Here is a 19,163-nt window from a genome sequence, read left to right on the forward strand (position 1 = left end):
TTCTTGCTTAATTAATTTATTTTATAAAAATGCTAATAATGCTTCCAACAATTTTTACTATCTCATGGCTTTTTGATATAGCAAAGTATTTCCCAATAGATTTACCAGATATAGTCACTGCAGCTACTGATGCAGTTAATAATATAGAAAAAAGTACTATATTAATATTATTATTTTTTGAAATAAAAAATACAATACCAGCTGATATAGAACCGCTTAATATGCCACAAACATCACCTATTACATCATTACATATTGATGATACTTTACTTGCATTTTTTATTAACCATATTGAATTTTTTGCACCTTTAACCTTCTTTGAGGCCATTGAATGAAAAGGTATTTCGTTTGCAGCTGTTACAGCTATCCCAATTATATCAAATAGTATACCAATAATAATAACAATAATTAAGCTAACAAATGAAACAAAAATAGATAATTTATTAGTGACAATTGCTGAAATGTAATTAAGAGCAGCAGATATTAAAAAGGATATAATAAAAAGAGTTATAACCCAGGTTGTATATTTATTATTTTTACCATTTTTTCTACTCATCTGATATTTATCCTCCATGTAAATAAATAAAGGATAGGGTGATATCATAAAGGATAAATTTTGCGGCTTTAGGTCTGGTAGGATTTCCCCAAGGTTTACCTATCGTCGCCAATAGGCGGTTTCCCATTAAAAACCTTGATGTGAGGTCGCCCATCACACAACCAGATCACCACTTAGACCACACTTTAATCCCCTATATGACGCAAAAATGCACAGCCTAGGAGCTTTCCTCAACAGAGGGTCTATTTTCTAGCCTCTTTTGCAAAATAGATTTCAAGCAAAATCACCTAAAAACAATTGGGCCCAAATTATTTTCAGGCTACAAACTTTGCTATCCGTCTACTTCGCTCAAGGCAGGCTACACTACCCCAAGCAACACTGTACCTGGTGGTAGGTTTAACTAATGTGCTTATATCACACTAGCCTCCACGGAAAAAGGGGTTATTTTGCATGCCATTGCAAAACTCCCTTAATCCTTACTCCCAGCTTCAACCCCTAACTGGGCGTCAGAAGCCAAAACCAGGAACTTCATCGGTATGCCCTTTAGCGGATTTTTAGGCCCGCCTTCGAAAATAGCCTCTCTGACTAGGATACTGCATCACCCTATCCCTAATTTACGTAATTATTATTGTATCATTGAGATTGTTTTAAGTCAAACCAGTAATAAGGCAATAACAATCCCAAGAATTGAACCTGCAAAAACCTCTATTGGTTTATGACCTATTAGTTCCTTTAATTTAGGGTCATGTTTAATATAAGTGGAGAAAAAACTCTCAATAAGATAATTAAGTGTTTGTGCTTGCTTTCCAGCTTCTCTTCTAACCCCTGCAGCATCATACATAACTATTAAAGCGAATGTTAATGAGATAGCAAAATTAGAAGAATTAAATCCATCAATAATACCAATTACAGTTGTCAAACTACTTACAAAAGCAGAATGTGAACTGGGCATTCCTCCAGCTCCAATAAATCTTGTAACATCAAATTTCTTTTCTGTTACTAAAACAATTAATATTTTTATAAATTGAGCTATAAACCACGATAAAATACCAGCTTGTAATGCCTTATTTGAAAAAATATCTATCAATATTCCTCTCATCAAAATCAACCAATCCTTTTAAGGTTTGCATAGTTTAGTAATAGTCTTTTTAAACCATACTTTTCAAAATCTACTTCAATCTCAGACAAGTCTTTTGATATATTAATTATTTTTCCTTTGCCAAATTTAGCATGCTCAACAATATCACCCTGTGATAAGGGATTTTCAGAATTACATTTTTGATTTTCACTAAATAAATTATTATCTGATAAATTTCTATTGTTACCAATAGGAGATTTTACTTCGCTTATTAATCTTTTTGGTATCTCAGATAAAAATCTCGATACAAATTGATATTCTAATTTTCCATAGTTACGCCTGTATTTTGCATAAGTTATATTAAGCATTTCTTTAGCTCTTGTAAGTGCAACATAGCATAATCTTCGCTCTTCTTCAATTTCATTTAGATCATAGCTTCTAACTGAAGGAAATAATCCTTCCTCTAAACCTACTAAAAAAACAACACTAAATTCTAATCCCTTAGCAGCATGTATTGTTAGTAAAGAGACTCTCTCATCACTATTTTCTTGGTCAAAATCACTTATTAATGTTATTGAATTTAAAAAGTTATCAAGTGATTTATCTTCATTGCTTTCTTCAAAATTAGCTGCAAAAGAAATAAGTTGTTCAATATTTTTTATCCTTTGTTGATCTTCTTCTGAGTTACTTTGAGTCAGTAATTCGAGGTACTTTGTTTTATCAAGTATAATTTTAATAAGACTACTAACATTCTCATTATGTGAAACATCTTTCAAATATTCAATAAGTTGAATAAAGTCTAACAATTTTGTTTGAACCTTTTTATCAAGTTGATTTAATATCTGACCACTTATTAATTCATAAATAGATATACCATTTTGCATTGAAAGTGATCTGATTTTTTCAATTGTTGCATTGCCTATACCTCTTTTGGGAATATTAATTATTCTTAATAAACTTAAGCTATCCTTTGGATTTTGTATTACCCTCAAAAAAGCAATAATATCTTTAATCTCTTTTCTATCGAAAAATTTATAAGCTCCCACTAATTTATAGGGTATCCCTAAAGCTGCTAATCCTTTTTCAAAAACTAAAGATTGAGCATTTGTTCTGTATAAAACAGCAATTTGTGATAATTTCGTTCCATCTTTAAATAGATTATTAATTGATTCACAAACAAAATTAGCTTCGTCATTTTCGTCAAATGCTTCATAAATATTTATATGTTTACCTTCAGGATTATCTGTCTTCAATGTTTTATCTTTTCTATAAGTATTATTTTTAATTAGATTATTTGCTGCAGTTAATATAGTTTTTGTTGATCTATAGTTTTGTTCTAATTTTATTACTTTACAGTTAGGAAAAACATTTTCAAAATCAAGAATATTCTTTATATCTGCACCTCTAAAAGAATAAATACTCTGGTCATCATCACCAACAACACAAATATTTTGATGATTTTTTGAAAGAAGATATATTAAGTAGAATTGAATATGATTGGTATCTTGATATTCATCTACTAGAATATATCTAAACTTTTCTTGATATTTTCTTAAAATATCATCGTTATTTAAAAATAACCTAACAGTATTCAAAAGTAAATCATCAAAATCCATTGCATTATTTTCTTTCAGTCTTTTATTATATAAATAATATATTTCATAAAGTAATTTATCTTTATGATTTTGAACAGTTTGTAAAAAATCGTCTGGTAAAACCATATTATTTTTAAGATCACTTATTTTCTTTGATGCATATTTAATGTTTAATAAATCTTCATTAATATTGAGAATTTTATAACATTCTCTTATTAATGAATCCCTATCGGACATATCATATATAACAAATTGGTTATCATAACCAATATTATGACTTTCCATTCTTAATATTCTTGCACAAGCAGAATGAAATGTCGAAATCCACATATCATTTTGATATAAATCACCAAGAATATTTTTTATTCTTTCTTTCATTTCATCAGCTGCTTTATTTGTAAAAGTAATTGATAAAATATTATGTGGTTTTGCTAATCCCATCTTCAAAATATAAGCAATTCTATAAGTTATAACTCTTGTTTTACCAGAACCTGCACCTGCTAATACAAGAAGCGGTCCTTCGGTTGAAAGAACCGCTTGCAACTGCTCATTATTTAATTCCTTAAGCCATTTCATTAATATTACTACTCCCTTAAATGAATATTATGATTTGAAAGATCATCTAATATTTTTTGTTGTATTTCAAAAATATCTGCGTCATTTAAAGTCTTTTTAGCAGATCTATAAGTTACTTTATAAGCATAACTCTTAAAGCCTTCTTTGATCTGTGCTCCTTTATAAATATCAAAGAGATAAAAATCTTCAATGATATCATTTGCATGTTTATAGAATATAGATTCTATAAGACTATTTTCTATATCTTCTGGAACAATAAAAGCATAGTCTCTTTGAACGCTTGGATATTTAGGTAACTGTGAATATTTTTTATCATGCTCAATATTTTCGTAAAGTAAATCTAAATTCAATTCACAATAATAAACTCTTTGAGAAATATCATAACCTTCTAATACATCTGGATGAAGCTCTCCGATATATCCTAAATTATATTCATCAATTAAAATTTCAGCTGATCTAGTAGGATGATAATTCTGATTATTGTGTTTTGATACAAATCTTATATTTTTATTTATATTTACTAAATCAAAAATATTCTCAACAATACCTTTCAACGCATAAAAATCCGTATTTCCAATACTTCCAACAGATAGCTTTAATATTTCATTAGGTAAAACATCTTTTGATTTTTCGAATATATTGGAAATCTCAAAAAGCTTAACATCTTTTATATTTCTTGAATAGTTTAAATACAAAGTCTTTAACATACTGTTTATTAGTTGCATTCTCATTATTGAATAATCTTCGCCTAGTGGATTTATTATTTTAACTGCCATTGCTAAGTCATATCCTTTTAAGATATTATATACCTTTGGAGATTCGAATGAATAATTAAAAATTTCATAGTATCCAGAAACAGCTAAATAATTTTTTATTTTATCAACCATTTCTTGTTTTTTAGTTAACCCAAAATTTTCTGAAATTGTAAATGGAATTGTTGAGTTAAGCTTATCGTACCCATAAATTCTAATAACTTCTTCAGCAATATCTTCCATTGTATAAAGATCATTTCTAAATGGAGGGATTATAAATGTATTACTATTTTGGTCATATTTAATTTCAAGCTTATTTAAGATGTCAATAACTAACTGTTTATCAATATTAATACCTAAAAATTTATTGATAAACTCAAAATCAGCATCAACTAAAACTTGATCTTCCTTTACTAAATAATTGTCAATTTCTCCTTCTACAATTTCGCCATAACCTAATTGTTGAATTAAATTGCAAGCTCTATCAATTGCTAATTTAGCTAAATAAGTACTTAAGCCTTTTTCAAATCTTGATGAAGCTTCGGTTCTTAATGCTAATCTTTGTGCAGTTTTTCTTACAAATGTGTTGTTAAATGTTGCAGATTCTATAACAATTGTATTAGTATCAGTAGATATTTCTGAATTAGCCCCACCCATAACACCTGCAATTGCAATTATTTTTTCTGAATCAGCAATTACAATATCATCAGTTGATAATACTCTTTGATTCCCATCTAAAGAAATGGTTTGCTCACCATTTTTTGCTTTTCTTACAGTTATTCTTTTTCCAGATATTTTCCTATAATCAAAGGCATGCATTGGTTGGCCAATTTCAAGCATAACGTAGTTTGTAATATCAACAATATTATTTATTGGTCGAACTCCTGCAGCAATAAGTCTTTTTCTTAGCCATTCTGGAGAATCACATATCTTTATATTCTTAACTACTTTAGCTATATATCTCTTACATATATTAGGATCCTCAATAATCACACTATCTAAAAAATTCTTTATACTATCCTTCTGATCATTAATAATAGTATCAGGAAGTCTTAGATCCTTATTATATATTGCAGCTATTTCTCGTGCAATTCCAATAGTGGATAAACAATCAGACCTATTTGATGTAATTTCAAAGTCAAGAATAATATCATTTAAATTAAGCACATTAATAACAGAGTCCCCACAATTACATTTTTTGTTTATTATATATATTCCATAATCAGGGGCATCAACAAATTCATCTTTTGTAACACCCATTTCATCAATAGAAAGCATCATTCCTTCTGAAAAAACACCTTTAAAATCCACCTTAGAAATAACTAAACCACCATTTATCTTTGAACCTTCTATTGCAACAGGTACATAAGCTCCTTCAAAAATATTCGTAGCCGCTGTCACAACCTGTATAACTTTACTACCAATATTAACTTGGCATACTAATAGTTTTTCTGATGAAGGATGTTTTACTATTTTTTCAATTTTACCAACAATAATATTTTCCAAATCACCACATTTTACTTCATATCCTTCAACCTTTGTTCCAGTCATCGTAAGCATTGAAACAAGATCTTCAATATTCACTTCTATATCAACATATTCTTTTAACCATTCTAATGAAGTTTTCATTTGTACCACTCCTATCTAAACTGTTTTAAAAATCTAATATCGTTTTCATAAAATAATCTCATATCTTCAATACTATATTTAAGAAGAGCAATCCTTTCAACACCCATTCCGAATGCAAAACCAGAATAAATTTCTGGATCAATATCGCAATTTAAAAGAACATTTCTATGAACCATACCTGCACCTAAAATCTCAATCCATCCTTCACCTTTGCAAGTTCTACAACCCTTCCCTCCACAAAAAATACAAGAAATATCAACTTCGGCACTTGGTTCAGTAAATGGAAAGTGATGTGGTCTAAATCTAACTTTAGTTTGATTACCAAAAAAACTTTTAGCAAAAACTTCTAAAGTACCTTTCAAATCTGACATTGTAATACCTTTATCTATAAGCAAACCCTCTACCTGATGGAAAATTGGAGAATGTGTTGCATCAACTTCATCAGCTCTGTAAACTCTACCAGGTGAAATTATTTTTATTGGTGGCTTTTGACTCTTCATTACCCTTATTTGAACAGGTGATGTATGCGTTCTTAACAAAACTTCATCATTAATGTAAAATGTGTCTTGAGTATCTCGTGCTGGATGATTTTTTGGTATATTAAGAGCTTCAAAGTTGTAGTAATCTAATTCAACCTCAGGCCCTTCTGCAATAGTGTACCCCATATTTAAAAATATTTTTGAAATTTCTTTCTGTACAAAGCTTAAAATATGAATAGACCCAATTTCAGTTCTTTTCCCCGGAATTGTAACATCAATTTTTTCATTCATTATCTTTAATTTTTTTTCTTCTTCTTTAAGTTTAATGAAAACTATATTAATATTTTCTTCAATTTCTTGTTTCAATAAATTAATCTCTTTACCATATTCAGAACGCTTTGATGGATCCATATTACCTAAATCTTTTAATAGTTCTTTTAATACACCTTTTTTGCCAAGATATTTTACTTTAAATTCTTCTAGATCCTTTAAGTTTTTTATTGCAGTTAACTCGTTTTTATAATTATTCTTTAGTGTTTCTAATTGGTTCATCAAAAACGCCTCCATTTATATTATTCTTCCTATTACCCAATGGGGTTTTACTTCAGTTATTTTTACTTTTTTTATTTCACCTAAATCAATTCCATTATTTTTACACAAAACTCTTATATAGTTATTTGAATATCCTTCAATATATCCTTTTATATCCTTACTTTCTTGTTCAAATAAAACATCAAGTTCTTTATCTAAAAATTGATTATGAAATTTAAAAGAAAGATCATCAGCTAATAATTTTAAAGCATTGCTTCTTTTTTCTTTTATTTCTGAAGATATTTGAGCAGGCATTTCAAAAGCTTTTGTACCTTTTTTTGGAGAAAATCGAAAAACATGAATTCTTGAAAAACCAATATCTCTTACAAAATTATAAGTTTCTAAAAATTCCTTTTCTGTTTCACCTGGAAATCCAACAATTATGTCTGTGGTTATTGCCACATCAGGCCATTTATTTCTCAGCTTATCAACTATTGTTTTATACTCTTCTGTAGTATAATGTCTATTCATTCTTTGTAAAACAGAATTACTACCACTTTGAAGTGATATATGAAAATGATGGCAAACATTTTCTAATTCTGTAATTCGTTGAATGAATTGTTCAGTAAAAATAAAAGGTTCTATAGAACTCAACCTTAATCTTTTTACTCCTTCAATTCTACTAACTGTTTCAATAACATCAATTAACTTAATATTATACCCAAAATCTTTTCCATATGACGAAACATTAATACCGGTTAAAACAATTTCTTTAAAACCATTATATACAAGCCTATTAATTTCATCAACTATGCTTTCTAATTTTCTGCTAACAACAGATCCTCTTGCGTACGGAATTATACAATATGAACAAAATTGTTCGCATCCTTCTTGTATTTTTACAAAAGCTCTTGTTCTTTCACTAAATTTACTTATTTTTAAGTCCTCAAATTGTTCTCTTTTGTATCCTTCATCAACTTTCACTATTTTATTTTTGTTATTTAAAAAATCAATAACAAGTTCAACTATTTTTGACCTATTTTTAGTCCCAACTATAATATCTATATCTTTAAACTTTTTCAATTCTTCAGGATAAACTTGTGCATAACATCCAACTACAACAATACAAGCATCCGGCGATAATTTTCTTGCTTTTTTAATTATTTGTCTTGATTTCCTATCACTTACATTAGTAACCGTACAAGTATTTATTACATAAACGTCTGCTGCTTCCTCAAAATCTACAACCCGAAAACCATTATTTTCAAACAATTCCGAGATAGCTTCTGTCTCATATTGATTTACTTTACAACCAAGCGTATAAAAAGCAATTGTATTCAAATATTTATTCACCTCCATAAACCATAATTTATATTATATACTTTATAAATATTTTTATAAAGAATAAAAATAAATGTTATTCTTTGCTTTTAATTGGGTAATATATAATTGATAGTCAAATTATTTATTGACTTGTAATATAATTTAAGTATATGATATTAATTGAAAATTAAATTAAAAAAGGAGGATGTAGAATGAAAACTATAACTGTAAAACTTAACACAATTGATGCTGTAAAGAATTTTGTTAATACAGTTAGTAAATTTCCATACGAAATTGATTTAACATCAGGTAGGTATGTTGTTGATGCAAAATCAATAATGGGTATCTTTAGTCTTGATCTTAGCAAACCAATAAAAGTTGAAATTCATGCTGATGAATGCGATGACTTATTAAAAGAGCTTGAACCATATATTGAAAAATAATAAACTGAATTAAAATAAAAATAAAAATCCCTATATAAATTAAGATATAGGGATTTTTTATTTAATAATTTTTATGGTAATATAATCCTAAATCTTCTTCTAAATTTATTTGGTATACTTTCCTTTTTGCAATCTTTTAATAATATTAAATCTCTTGCATCTTTTTTATCCCCATATATAATCTCAATAGTTCCTACTTTTGCTCCTTTACATAAGGGTGCTTTAACTTTGTTAACTAAAATCTTTGTATTCAAAATTTCTTCTGGTAATTTAATAACTGAAAATGGCTGTAAAATACCAAAAGGATACCATTTTTCTTCAGAATCACGTATAAAGATTAAACCGATTTCTTCCATTTTATTATATAGATTATACTTACTATATTTTGTAAAGGCATAATCAAGTATTTTTTTAGAGTCATTCCACATATCAGGAGCATTTAATACTACAGTTATTACACGAAAATGGTTTCTATATGCTGAACTTACTAAACATCTTCCTGCTTTCCTTGTAAAACCAGTCTTTACACCATCTGCTCCTTGATATATGTTCAACATTTTATTTTTATTTCTTAATTTTCTGTTATATTCCCGTGTTAACCATCTAACTTCAATTTCTTTAGTTGATACAATTTTTCTAAAAACAGAATTATTCATTGCATATGCAGTAAGTATTGCTAAATCATACGCAGTTGTATAATGAGGTCCTAATTCTAAACCATGAGGAGATGAAAATTTAGTGTTTAACATACCTAAATCATTTGCTTTTTGATTCATCATATTAACAAAATTCTCAGTTGATCCAGCTACAGCAATAGCTAATGCAACAGCAGCATCATTCCCTGAAGTTAGCATTAAGCCATAAAGAAGCTCAATTATCTTTAGTTTTTCACCTTTTTCAAGGTACATTGATGAACCAGGAACACCAATTGCCTCTTTAGGAATTTCAATTTCTTTATTAATATCAATTTCCTCAATAGTTAAGATTGCTGTCATAATTTTAGTTGTACTTGCCATAGCAAGCTTTTCATTTGCATTTTTACTGTACAATATCCTTTTTGTATCTTGTTCTATTGCAATTGCAGATTTTGCACTAATATTTAGGAAACTTTTTGTTGTTCCATACGTTTTATTGTTTATTAATAAAAATAATATCAGCATTATTGCTAAAACTTTTTTCAAGAAAAACACCTCCTTATATTTAAGTTGAGCATTAATTGGAGGTGTTATTCTTTTTCATATAATTTTAATACTTTCTAACATATCTTCAATTGTATCTGATGACAGTCTTTCAGTTAATGCATTGGCTAATACAAAAGCAATTGCAGATCTCATCACAACGCTACCTGCTGGAACAGCACAAATATCAGATCTTTCAATAGAAGACAAGACCTCTTGTTTTGTAACAATATCAACACTTTTCAAAGGTTTATAAAGAGTTGGTATAGGTTTAAAAACTGCTCTTACAACTATCTTTTCTCCATTAGATATTCCACCTTCTATTCCACCAGCATTATTTGTTTTTCTATAAAAACCTTTTTGGTTATCAAAAAAAATCTCATCATGGCATTTACTACCAGTTCTTTTTGAATATTCAAATCCTAACCCAATTTCAACTCCCTTGACAGACTGGATTCCCATAACAGAATAAGCAATTTGTGCATCTAATCTTCTGTCCCAGTGTGTATGGCTTCCAAGTCCAATCGGAACATTTTCACAAATAACCTCAGCAATACCTCCTAAACTATCCCCATTTTCTTTTGCTATATCAATAGTTTCTTTCATTTTTAACTCACTAATTGGATCAGCACAAAAAAGTTCTGAATTTTCTATTTTAGTGTAATTATTTATCACATCATCAATATTATAATTTGATTTTATATTTCCTATTTCAACCACATGATTGTATAATTTTATATTAAAATATTTAAGTAATTCTTCGCAAAGAGCACCTATTGCAACTCTCATTGCTGTTTCTCTGGCACTTGCCCTTTCAAGAATATTTCTTGCATCATTAGTATCATATTTTATAATTCCAGGCAAGTCAGCATGCCCTGGCCGAGGAATTGTTACTTTTTTTGTTTCAATATCACATCTATCTGGAGACATATATTCTTCCCAATTTTTGTAATCCTTATTTTCTATAAATATTGAAATTGGAGACCCCAATGTTTTACCATTCCTAACACCAGATAAAAACTTTACTTGATCACTTTCAATTTTCATTCTCCCACCACGGCCATATCCCTTTTGTCTTAACTTAAGTAATTTATTTATATTATCAATATTTATCCGAACATTTGCTGGAAATCCTTCTAAAATTCCAACAAGGCCATAACCATGTGTTTCTCCTGCATCTAAAAATCTCAACAAAATTCACTCCTTGAAATATATTTTTTATTAACTTACTGAATATAATAATATTGAAATAAAATAAAACTATTAAAATTAAAATGAAAAATAAAATAGCAAAAATAATAATTACAGTTTCAATAATTTATATAATTTTATCAATAATTATTATTAGTTCAATAAAAAGAGTAAACTATCTTCCATTTCATGAACCAGCCATTGGTGTTTTTAAGTATGGTGAATCAGAATTTACTGAAACAAAGAAAAATATTAAGGTAAGCTTGGAAAAAATAACAAACGAAAAATATTTTATTGTTTACTCTTTTATTACAGGAAATGAAAGCTATTTTGGTATAACATTGATAATTGAGGACATTAATCATAATAAAATAAATAAATTGCAATATGAAAAAGTTTATTTAGAAGATAACAAAGGTAGGAAATACTATCCAATACCATATTTTTTGATTGAAGATTTTCCACCAGATAATCCCTTGAAGTGGAAGGTAAAATTTTTTGCTAAATTTCTCCCTTTGCCAAAGGATATTGATAAAATAAATATATATTTTTATTTTAATAATTCAGTTTTCATATTAAAAAATGTACCTATCTTATAGGTTCCCATTTATCATATTAAGCATATATCTAATTTCATCAAGAGAGTCACCAATTTCAATAAGTTTATCTGTCTGGTGTACAGTATTTCTTAGTGAGTGTCTAAGATTTTGTAGATAATTATTTATCTCTTCAATTTCTGATAATATAGTAAGATTAATAAATTGGCTTCTATCAGAGAATAACTTATATGCCGATTTTAGATAAGAAGGTGTAATTTCAAATATATCTCCCCTCTGTGGAATTGTAACATCAAGATTTAATTTTTCTACTAACAAATCAGAAAAAGCTTTTTGAGATTCTATTTCACCATGAACAATAAATACTTTTTGGAGTTTATTTATATGTGAAACCCAATCATATAATCCATTTTGATCAGCATGTCCAGAATAAGCTTCTATATACTCAATGTTAGCTTTTATTTCAATTTCTTCACCAAGAATTTTTACCTTTTTCTCTCCATCTAATATTCTTCTACCTAATGTGTTTGGAGCTTGGTATCCTACAAAAAGTACTGTTGTATTCTCTTTCCATAAATTGTGTTTTAAATGGTGTTTAATACGTCCAGCTTCACACATACCACTTGAAGAAATAATAATGCATGGCTTATCATATTCATTAAGCCATTTTGATTCTTCAACAGATTTTGTAAATTTTAAATTTTTAAATTCAAGAGGATAACTACCTCTTTTTATAAATTCTGTTGCTTCACTGTCAAAACATTCAATATGTTTTTTATATACATCAGATGCTGAGGTTGCTAATGGACTGTCAACGTAAACTTCAATATCTTCTAAGAAAGAAATTTTTTCATTATTATTCTCATAATTTTTATATATTTCGTAAAGTATTTCTTGAGTTCTACCAACTGCGAAAGAAGGGATAATAACTTTTCCATTTTTCTTTATTGTATTGTTTATAATATTTAAAAACTTTTCTGTTTTATCAATGCTATTATCGTGAAGTCTATTTCCATATGTTGATTCAATTATTAGGTAATCAGCTTCATCAATTATAGTTGGATCTTTTAGTATTGGTATATTTTTATTCCCCAAATCACCCGAAAAAACCACTTTATATGTTTTATTCTCTTCTGTAATATAAAGTTCAATAATTGAAGATCCTAACATATGCCCAGCATCACGTAGAGTAAATGCAATTTCATCATTTACCCTAAAGAACTCATCATATTTAAGGCCAAAAAATAAATCTAAACTTTTTAATGCATCTTCCATTGTATATAATGGTTCAATTGGTTCTTTTCCCATTCTTTTTCTCTTTCTATTTATCCATTCAATTTCTGATTCCTGTATATGCCCACTATCAGGTAACATAACTCTACATAGATCTAAAGTAGCATTTGTACAATAGATCTTTCCTTTAAATCCATCTTTGTATAATTTGGGAATTCTGCCACTATGATCAATATGAGCATGACTAAGTATCATGAAATCAATGTCATTTGGATTAAAAGCAAATGGTTCATAATTTAAGCTTTCTTCAATATTCCCTCCTTGAAATAATCCACAATCAACTAAAAATTTTGTTGCTTTAGTCTCTAATAGATAACACGAACCTGTTACAGTTTGGCTTGCACCAAGAAATGTTATCTTCATGTCATTACCTCACTTTTATTTAATTTGAATATCTCCATATTGAGGAACTAATTCAAACCATGTATTGCCTTTCAAGAGATTAATTTCTTTCCCATTTGAGTCGGTTAATTTAAATGAATTATTCAAATCAAAAGTATAATTTATATTGACAGTCTTGCCTTCTTGTATCAAATAACCACTACCATTTGAAAAATCAACTTCTTGACGACCTTTATCATCATTACGTATTGTATTATAATGGGCTTTTAAAATTACAATATTTTTAGCATAAATTTGTTCATTAGTCTCTTTATCAATATGAGGTTTCTGTTTTATATATCTCAAATATTTTAAATTTGAAGAATCATATTTATATTTTATATTATACCATCCTGAAAACCTAATTATAATTTCTGAGTTATCTCCATTTGAAACATTAGAAAAACTATCAGTAAATTTATATAAATCTTTTGCTTGATTTTTATCAAAACCTTTTTTCTTTGCATATGAGATTAATTTTTCTTGTGATGAATAAAGATTATGTGGTGCTTTCCTGTCAGTAGTCCTGAAAAATATATTATTTCCTATGTAAATTGCATCAATATCTTTTATATATTTATTCCTAATTAATCTATAGCTTTGTGGGCTACCACCACAATGAACATAATATGCATTTAACGACTTTGCTATCTGCATAAAGTAAGGCCTAGCACTTCTTATTGGTCCTATTTTTTTAGGATAAGTATGATGATATATAGCCATTATTCTAGTTGCACCACCCTCAATTAGTGCTTCATAAAGCATTTCAGCTTCATTTAGTGATGATTGTGGGATTGCTCCTAGTTCATTATTTATCATAACAGCAAAAATATAATGATCATTATTGTATTCATTACCAGTAAAATAACAAATATTTTGAACTATTTCAGGCTGTTTTTGATAAGTGTTTGAAACTACATTTGATTTTGCCATATTATCGTTATTTGTTTCTTTTGTAGAAACTGTTTTACTTGAGCAACCACTGAGAATTAAAATAAATATTAAAATAAAAATGATTGTTGCTCTTTTTTTCATTTTATCCTCCTAAATAAGTTTTAATATTAATAAAGTTACAAGTATACCAATTGCTGCCCCAACAAGAGTTTCAAATACCGAATGAATCTTAGCTTCTATCCTGCTTTCAAGTACAAGAATTGCAATAAATAAGCTGAGAGTCATAACAATGGCATTGTTTGTTATAAAAGTTATTGCTGTTGCAGCAGAAAATGCAAGTGCTGTATGTCCACTTGGCATTCCACCTCTTAAAAAGCTTGTCCTTTTATTCATTGCTTTTACAACTATTATTATTATTGCAACTAACAATAAAGAAATAAAAATTGCATGTACAGATATGCCTCTTATATGTTTTAATGTAAAATTTATTTGAACTTTTAATCTATCATAAAATAATAAATATCCTAAACTAAAAGCTAAAATTGCATTTATTAAAACAGCACCTGCAGCTACATCTTTTGCAATCTTAGCATTTTTATCAAATTTATCTTCAAGTAAGTCAACTGTTGCTTCAATTGCAGTATTAAACAATTCTGATGAGATTACTAATGCTATACAAATAAGAATAAATAATGATTCAATTTTATTTAACTTATATGCAATTGATAATATTAATACTAAAATAGCTAAAACAAAATGAATTTTCATGTTTCTCTGTGTTTTAAATCCGAGTATTATTCCATTAATAGCATTGTCAAAGCTTTCGATGAGAGTTCTTTTTTTCATCTGACATACCCCAATTTAGTCAATATTTCTTCTTCTGTTTTTCTCATAGTATACTTTTGTTGTTCTTCCTCATGATCGTATCCGAGAAGATGCAACATAGAATGAACAGTCAAAAAAGCCAGTTCCCTCTCAATAGGGTGATTATATTCATTAGCTTGTTCTATAGCTTTTTCTAAAGAAATTACAATGTCCCCTAAAGGAATATTATCCTCAACAATAAAAATTTCTTCATTAAGCTTACCTTCAACAAATTCAAAAATTGGAAACGATAAAACATCTGTATCCTTATCAATGTTTCTGTATTGATTATTTAAAGATTTTATATATTCATTATCAACAATAAATACATTTATTTCAAAATTTTGTTCATCTAATTTTAGTTGTTCTAAAGATCCATAGACACATTTTTCAATAATATCCTTATAACTATCATGAAACAGGATTTTACTTTGCTTATTTTGAATTTCAATATTCAATATCATTCCTCCCATAACTATCTGTTATCATTTTTCTTATTTTCTTCATATTTCACATAAGCATTAATTATTTTTTGAACAAGTTGATGTCTTACAACATCTTGATAAGTTAAAAATACAAATTCTATTCCTTTAATATCTTTCAGAATTTTAGTAACTTGAATCAAACCTGATTCAGCACCATTTGGTAAATCAATTTGTGTAATATCGCCAGTAACGACCATCCTTGAATTAAAACCAAGTCTTGTCAAAAACATTTTCATTTGTTCACCTGTAGTGTTTTGAGCTTCATCAAGAATAATAAAAGCATCGTCTAAAGTTCTACCTCTCATATATGCTAATGGTGCAACCTCTATTATACCTCTTTCCATATATCTTTGATAACTTTCAGTACCAATTAGATCATGTAAAGCATCATAAATTGGTCTTAAATACGGATCAACTTTGGTTTGTAAATCTCCTGGAAGAAAACCAAGTTTTTCACCTGCTTCAACAGCAGGTCTTGTAAGAATGATTTTATTTATTTCCTTCCTTTTCAAAAGTTGAACAGCCATTGATATTGCTAAATAAGTCTTTCCAGTACCTGCTGGTCCTATTCCAAAAACAATTGTGTTATTTTTAATTGCCTCTAAATACTTCTTTTGCCCCAATGTTTTTGGTTTAATTTGTTTACCTCTATGTGTAATGAAAATAATATCATCAGATAAATTCGCAAATTCACCATCTTCAATTGTTTGAACTAAATATCTAATTGTTTGTTGATCAATAGTAATATTCTTTGAACTCATTTCTTTTAGTGAATTAAACACTTTTTCAGCTTTCTTAAGCATATAATTACTATCAGATACAAGCTTAATTGTATCATTTCTTACAACTATATTAATGTTTAAAAGTTCCTCAAGTATTTTAACGTTTTCGTCATACTTACCAAATATGTTGTTAATATCATTAGTGTTATCTATATTAATAGTTGATGAAATCTTTTGATCCAAATTTTTTCCTCCTTAGGCATAAAATTATTGATATAATGATATATTTTCAACACATTGATATCTTTGGATTAATTCTATCATATATATTTTACCTGCTTTTTTATATATCTTTCCATTTTTTATTATTTTGGTTATTTCAATTATATTTCGATTTATAGTATCCTTATAAAATTCTTTATTACAAGAGTCTTCTAATAATTTAATAACATTATCAGTATTTAAATTGTTTTTTATATATTTAAAATTTTGAATCTTAACTATATACAAGCCTATCAACATGTTGAAAATTTTTATTTTTTTTTCTTTAACAATTATTTTATCATATTTTTTATGTTTAGGTAGCAAAAAAAATGTAGAAAACATCTTTTTATTAACTTGTATTACTGGTATATATGAGTATTTTGTAGGTTCTTTTTTAAATTCATTATGAATATATTGTTTTTTATATTCATACCAGGTGTTTGCATATATATCAGCATCAACTTTTGGTAACTCATAAGTAGTATTATCTCTTAAAACTTCTTGATTATGAACTAACAGTTGGCCTTTAATTACAGTATCCCCTTCTTTGACAACTGCTGTGCCTGATCTTAATATTATTTTAGTAATTATACCATCACGTGAAGCAATTATCTTTGTTCCTTTTTTATTAGTAATATTTTGGTTATTTCTTTCAACTATTTCAATAATCAAAATAGACCCATAAATCTTTGTATTTATCCAAAATATATTTTGATTATTTAATAGAATTCTATTTTTTAAATCATTAATATCTATACTTTTCTTAAATATAAATGGCTTTATGCCTAAACTATTTAATTGAGTTTCAACTTGTTTTTCTATATTCTCTGAAGGAGCTATTATTTTAACATCAAAAATGAAGCTATTCAGTATGTAAAAAACAATTGCGACAAATAAAAGTGCCAATAAATTAAATATTGATAATTTCTTTAGAATAAAATATATTCCTTTTTTTTCTATTATTCTTATTTTTATTTTATATTTTTTGGAATATTTTATTATTATCTTTACATTTTTTATATCAGTAATAAAAATTATTTCATTTTGGCTTTTTGATATAATTTTTACATTTACTTTATTATATATTAATATATTTAGTAACCTATTTATTTCGCTGCCTGATGCAGATATTTTTACTTTACCAAAACTCATTTTATCATTCATATCAATATCACCTTCAATATGAATAATCGATGGATTTAACTTTTCCTTTAATAAATATTACTTCATCATCAATTTTCTCTATTGAAAAGGAATGCCCAACTATTTTAATTGGCTTAGGCTTTGCATTTATTTCTATAGAATCTTCTTCGAATTTCATCACACCCTTATGATTTTCAATAGTTAATTCATCATCTCCTATTAATATCAATTTAGTCTTATTTTCAATTATTTCTTTTGGTAAACCTGTTTTATCTATTACTTTTTCAATTTTATTCCTTTTTTCTTTTTTCATCTAACTCTCACTTAATATTTTTCATAATTAATTTTATTTTTTGATTATTATCTTTATAACAAAAAAATAAAGTCATCTGGAATTACCAGATGACTTTATTTTTGCATTTAATTAGCTATTTAAAATTTCTCTAACCATTTGATTAATCTTAGATCCATCAGCTCTACCTGATACTTGGTTCATAACAATTGGCATTACTTTGCCGATATCTCTAATGCTTTGTGCACCAGTATCAGTAATTACTTTATTGATGATATTTCTAAGTTCTTCATCACTAAGCTTTGCCGGCATATATGACTCTAATATTTCTATTTCTTTGTTTAATTCATCAATTAAATCCTGTCGTTGACTCTTTATATATTCGGGTAAGACGTCTTTTCTCTTTTTAATTTCTTTAGCAATAATATTTATTACACCTTTATCATCAAGTTCAACTTTATTGTCCTTTTCGTATTGAAGAATGGCAGCTCGAACCATTCCAATTGCATTTTTTCGAATAGTATCTTTATCTTTCATGGAGGTTTTTAAATCTTCCATAAGTTTTTCTTTCAGGTTCAAACTAAACCCTCCTAAAAACTATCTATGTTTTCTCTTTCTAGCAGCTTCTGATTTCTTTTTTCTCCTAACACTTGGGCTTTCATAATGTTCTCTTTTTCTAATTTCAGCTAAAACACCTGCTTCAGCACATTTCTTTTTAAACCTTCTAAGAGCACTATCAAGTGACTCGTTTTCTCCTACTTTAACTTCTGACATCATTTTCCCTCCCCTCGAACAGGCTCTTAAACCAATAATACGCCTCAACGGAAGATAACACTTTAGTACCTATCCTTTGAACATATTATTACGCTTTAGATTATATTATAACTCACCTTTTTTTATAGTGTCAATCTAATTTAAGATTTTTACTAATTTATAA

Annotated in this window: 19 protein-coding genes; 2 read left to right on the plus strand and 17 right to left on the minus strand. The window is 27.6% G+C overall.

Annotated features, from left to right (window positions below):
- Positions 1-16: 16 nt before the first annotated feature.
- The 6 genes from ACAG39_02575 to mtaB form a co-directional block, all read right to left on the minus strand.
- On the minus strand, positions 17-556 hold the full coding sequence (locus ACAG39_02575) for a hypothetical protein (protein MEZ0536118.1): 540 nt from the start codon (positions 554-556) through the stop codon (positions 17-19).
- A 652-nt stretch (positions 557-1,208) separates the two neighbouring features.
- Positions 1,209-1,655 (minus strand): divergent PAP2 family protein, encoded by a 447-nt coding sequence (locus tag ACAG39_02580; GenBank protein MEZ0536119.1) that lies wholly within the window; start codon positions 1,653-1,655, stop codon positions 1,209-1,211.
- A 5-nt stretch (positions 1,656-1,660) separates the two neighbouring features.
- Positions 1,661-3,805, minus strand: coding sequence for an ATP-dependent helicase (locus ACAG39_02585; protein ID MEZ0536120.1), 2,145 nt, complete (start codon positions 3,803-3,805; stop codon positions 1,661-1,663).
- Positions 3,806-3,813: 8 nt separating this feature from the next.
- Complete coding sequence (gene pheT / locus ACAG39_02590) at positions 3,814-6,186, minus strand: phenylalanine--tRNA ligase subunit beta (protein ID MEZ0536121.1); 2,373 nt, start codon at positions 6,184-6,186, stop codon at positions 3,814-3,816.
- Between the two features lie 11 nt (positions 6,187-6,197).
- The gene (gene pheS, locus ACAG39_02595) at positions 6,198-7,220 is read right to left on the minus strand and encodes a phenylalanine--tRNA ligase subunit alpha (protein MEZ0536122.1); all 1,023 of its coding nucleotides are present in this window, start codon (positions 7,218-7,220) and stop codon (positions 6,198-6,200) included.
- A 12-nt stretch (positions 7,221-7,232) separates the two neighbouring features.
- Positions 7,233-8,555 (minus strand): tRNA (N(6)-L-threonylcarbamoyladenosine(37)-C(2))-methylthiotransferase MtaB, encoded by a 1,323-nt coding sequence (gene mtaB, locus ACAG39_02600; protein MEZ0536123.1) that lies wholly within the window; start codon positions 8,553-8,555, stop codon positions 7,233-7,235.
- A 176-nt stretch (positions 8,556-8,731) separates the two neighbouring features.
- Here mtaB and ACAG39_02605 point away from each other — a divergent pair, with 176 nt between their 5' ends.
- Positions 8,732-8,962 carry an HPr family phosphocarrier protein gene (locus ACAG39_02605; protein MEZ0536124.1) on the plus strand — a complete coding sequence of 77 codons (231 nt, stop codon included), beginning with the start codon at positions 8,732-8,734 and terminating at the stop codon, positions 8,960-8,962.
- A gap of 71 nt (positions 8,963-9,033) precedes the next feature.
- Here the strand turns inward: ACAG39_02605 and ACAG39_02610 are convergent, their stop codons facing one another.
- Entirely contained in the window at positions 9,034-10,152 is a 1,119-nt protein-coding gene (locus tag ACAG39_02610; GenBank protein MEZ0536125.1) for a D-alanyl-D-alanine carboxypeptidase family protein, read from the minus strand.
- A gap of 45 nt (positions 10,153-10,197) precedes the next feature.
- Entirely contained in the window at positions 10,198-11,331 is a 1,134-nt protein-coding gene (gene aroC / locus ACAG39_02615) for a chorismate synthase (protein ID MEZ0536126.1), read from the minus strand.
- Positions 11,332-11,414: 83 nt separating this feature from the next.
- Between aroC and ACAG39_02620 the strand changes: the two genes are divergently transcribed.
- The gene (locus tag ACAG39_02620) at positions 11,415-11,930 is read left to right on the plus strand and encodes a hypothetical protein (GenBank protein ID MEZ0536127.1); all 516 of its coding nucleotides are present in this window, start codon (positions 11,415-11,417) and stop codon (positions 11,928-11,930) included.
- Here ACAG39_02620 and ACAG39_02625 read toward each other — a convergent pair.
- The 9 genes from ACAG39_02625 to rpsU all read right to left on the minus strand — a co-directional run bounded on the left by ACAG39_02625 (position 11,925) and on the right by rpsU (position 19,000).
- Entirely contained in the window at positions 11,925-13,544 is a 1,620-nt protein-coding gene (locus tag ACAG39_02625; protein MEZ0536128.1) for an MBL fold metallo-hydrolase RNA specificity domain-containing protein, read from the minus strand. The two genes, ACAG39_02620 and ACAG39_02625, sit on opposite strands and share 6 nt — an antisense overlap.
- A gap of 15 nt (positions 13,545-13,559) precedes the next feature.
- On the minus strand, positions 13,560-14,597 hold the full coding sequence (locus ACAG39_02630) for a DUF3048 domain-containing protein (protein ID MEZ0536129.1): 1,038 nt from the start codon (positions 14,595-14,597) through the stop codon (positions 13,560-13,562).
- A 9-nt stretch (positions 14,598-14,606) separates the two neighbouring features.
- The gene (locus ACAG39_02635; protein ID MEZ0536130.1) at positions 14,607-15,302 is read right to left on the minus strand and encodes a diacylglycerol kinase; all 696 of its coding nucleotides are present in this window, start codon (positions 15,300-15,302) and stop codon (positions 14,607-14,609) included.
- Positions 15,299-15,778, minus strand: a complete 480-nt coding sequence (gene ybeY, locus ACAG39_02640) for an rRNA maturation RNase YbeY (protein ID MEZ0536131.1) — start codon at positions 15,776-15,778, stop codon at positions 15,299-15,301. The genes ACAG39_02635 and ybeY overlap by 4 nt, the downstream gene beginning before the upstream one ends.
- 17 nt (positions 15,779-15,795) lie before the next feature.
- Positions 15,796-16,770, minus strand: coding sequence for a PhoH family protein (locus ACAG39_02645; GenBank protein MEZ0536132.1), 975 nt, complete (start codon positions 16,768-16,770; stop codon positions 15,796-15,798).
- Positions 16,771-16,794: 24 nt separating this feature from the next.
- Positions 16,795-17,955 carry a sporulation protein YqfD gene (locus tag ACAG39_02650; GenBank protein MEZ0536133.1) on the minus strand — a complete coding sequence of 387 codons (1,161 nt, stop codon included), beginning with the start codon at positions 17,953-17,955 and terminating at the stop codon, positions 16,795-16,797.
- 13 nt (positions 17,956-17,968) lie between these two features.
- Complete coding sequence (locus ACAG39_02655; protein MEZ0536134.1) at positions 17,969-18,247, minus strand: YabP/YqfC family sporulation protein; 279 nt, start codon at positions 18,245-18,247, stop codon at positions 17,969-17,971.
- A gap of 111 nt (positions 18,248-18,358) precedes the next feature.
- The gene (locus tag ACAG39_02660) at positions 18,359-18,805 is read right to left on the minus strand and encodes a GatB/YqeY domain-containing protein (protein MEZ0536135.1); all 447 of its coding nucleotides are present in this window, start codon (positions 18,803-18,805) and stop codon (positions 18,359-18,361) included.
- A gap of 18 nt (positions 18,806-18,823) precedes the next feature.
- Positions 18,824-19,000 (minus strand): 30S ribosomal protein S21, encoded by a 177-nt coding sequence (rpsU, locus tag ACAG39_02665; protein MEZ0536136.1) that lies wholly within the window; start codon positions 18,998-19,000, stop codon positions 18,824-18,826.
- Positions 19,001-19,163: the final 163 nt, after the last annotated feature.

This window comes from Caldicellulosiruptoraceae bacterium PP1 (assembly GCA_041320695.1).
Classification (GTDB): Bacteria; Bacillota; Thermoanaerobacteria; order Caldicellulosiruptorales; family Caldicellulosiruptoraceae; genus JBGGOQ01.